We start from the raw sequence: 1610 nt of genomic DNA, 5'->3' as shown, positions 1-1610 counted from the left end.
GCGCACCATGCTCGCGACCTGAGGCGATTGTTTTTCGATCCCGTCAGCGGCCTCCTTAACGGAGTGCGCGATGTTGGCAATCGCGTCGGCGCCGGCGGTCTTGTTTGTCTCGACCGCCTCTTTGAAAGCACCAGCGGCGTCGGAAGCGACTGAGCCAGCATAGTCCTTGGCGTCGTTGGAAACTGAGGCCGCAGCGCTCTTGAGGTTAGTAGCGGTCTCGGCCGCGCTCGTCTTCAACTTGCTGAGCGCTTCCTTGCTCTTGCCGGCACGCGTGGCGGCGGCCGACCATTCATTCTCATTGGGTGGGATCGATCCGGTGAAGTCGTTTGGGTCTGACGCGCTCACGATGTTTTACTCCTGTTGTTTCCAGTTGAACTTCGCTACTAGCGTACGGTTCCTGCCGCCGCAGAATATTTGCGCCCGGCAGGCCTCTTATGGCGGGCAACGGATGTCTACCTAGGTTGTTCCGGCGATGTCGCGACGCGAACGGCGTTAGAAAGCGAGCCAACGTTTCCACACTAGTCGCCGGCCTCCGTCGGAACTGACATGCTTGTCCCCTTTCGCCAATCCGAAAGGAAACGCCTATGCAAACCCCGTCGAGCTCAAAGCCCAAGTTCTGGGCATCCCTGAAGTCCGACATGACAATGATGACAGGTTGACCAGCGGAGCAGCCCTTCGTCGTCGAACGCATCCCAGTCCTTCAACTGAGGCCGGGGCAGGTCCCCATCGCGGTTGTTCTTGGAACCGCGAGCCTTGTCGCCGCCCTTGCCTGCCCGTGTCAGGGGCGGCCTTGCCGGCACCGCGCCGCCTGTTCTCTGCAACTTCCTGCGCATCCTCCTCCCGCCAGACGCTCGGCAGGTCTCGGTCAAGTACATCCTCGAGATGCTTCGGATCGAAAACGTGGAACGTGACGGCCTTCGATCGTGCGCGCATCTTCACCGTGCGCGTGCCGACGCTTTGCAGTCGCCCGTCCTTGAGCCACTTGTGACGCTCGCGGGAAGAGATCGTGAGGATATCCTCTACCTCGCGCGGCAGGACCGGCAGCACTTCGATGGTTTCAAGCGTCTTGGCGACCTTGTCCGAAGCCGCCTCGAACGATTCTGCATCGTCTTCGCGCATGCGCAATGCGATGCGGCCAGTCTCGGCTTTGACGTATTTCCTCACCGGCCATGGCAGGCGGGCGCGCACTTCGCGCTCGATCCCTTTCGTGCGCACCGCGGACCCAAGCGTCGCCGATGGCAGCAAAGGCCACTCGGCAATCATTGACAGCGGAGCGCTCATGCTTCGCCCGGAGCTGCGATCTGGTAAAAATTGCCGCAGCGTGCCAATCAGAACCTCCCGCCAACTGCTCACCATTTCGGATTTTTGCAATGGACCACCTGACAACTAGGTCGGGTTGATACGGTAGACATCTGCAGGCTTTCGAGGCCAGGTGCGCGCACGAGGCCCGCGTCGCAGCATCTCCTATACTGGCTCGCGTCACCAAGGACGCGAGCCAGGTCGAAAAGGTTCTACTTCTCAAGAATTATGCGCTGCTTGTCGCGATTCTGGGCGTAGGTGCTCTTGTCGTAAGCCGCCTGCGCTTCGAGCTGCGCCTTCGTAAGGTTTGT

Annotated in this window: 1 protein-coding gene and 1 pseudogene; both read right to left on the bottom strand. The window is 60.4% G+C overall.

The features are described from left to right. Window positions 1-345: hypothetical protein (locus tag AC1DZP_RS36120; protein WP_477309123.1), on the bottom strand; the 345-nt coding region annotated here is incomplete at its 3' end. A 317-nt stretch (window positions 346-662) separates the two neighbouring features. Beyond that, window positions 663-1281: pseudogene (locus tag AC1DZP_RS36115) on the bottom strand (hypothetical protein); the annotation flags it as partial. Window positions 1282-1610 lie beyond the last annotated feature (329 nt).

This window comes from Mesorhizobium sp. P2_F8, assembly GCF_056403655.1.
This window is presented reverse-complemented; position numbering and strand designations above follow the sequence as displayed.